Origin of the sequence: Klebsiella sp. MS 92-3 (assembly GCF_000195655.1) — a bacterium.
GTDB lineage: Bacteria > Pseudomonadota > Gammaproteobacteria > Enterobacterales > Enterobacteriaceae > Klebsiella > Klebsiella pneumoniae.
Genome location: NZ_GL882811.1, coordinates 9045 through 9358 on the forward strand (window position 1 = coordinate 9045; position 314 = coordinate 9358).

Annotated in this window: 1 protein-coding gene; it reads left to right on the forward strand. The window is 65.6% G+C overall.

The genetic code is table 11. The features are described 5' to 3' along the window. Nucleotides 1–52 precede the first annotated feature (52 nt). Nucleotides 53–314, forward strand: a 262-nt coding sequence (locus HMPREF9538_RS13415) for a PTS transporter subunit EIIB (RefSeq protein ID WP_009485160.1), incomplete at its 3' end; no start/stop codon positions are given.

Genomic DNA, 314 nt, shown 5'->3' on the forward strand with positions numbered 1-314 from the left:
CTCCACCCCGGCGTGCTGTAATACCTGAGCGCCGACAGACAGGTAACGGGCAATGGCAAAAATAACGAAAGAGATGATAGCGCGGATCCTCGCCCACGTGGGCGGCGCCGCAAACGTCGCGCAGGCGGGCAACTGCATGACGCGCCTGCGCTTGACCCTGCGCGATGAAAGTCTGGCCGACAGCGCCGCCATCCGCCAGATTGACGGCGTGATGGGGGTGATCGTCAGCGACGAGCAGTTCCAGGTGGTGCTCGGCCCCGGCAAGGCGCAAACCGCCGCCGAAATGATGAACGGCCTGCTGGAGGCGGCGCCCG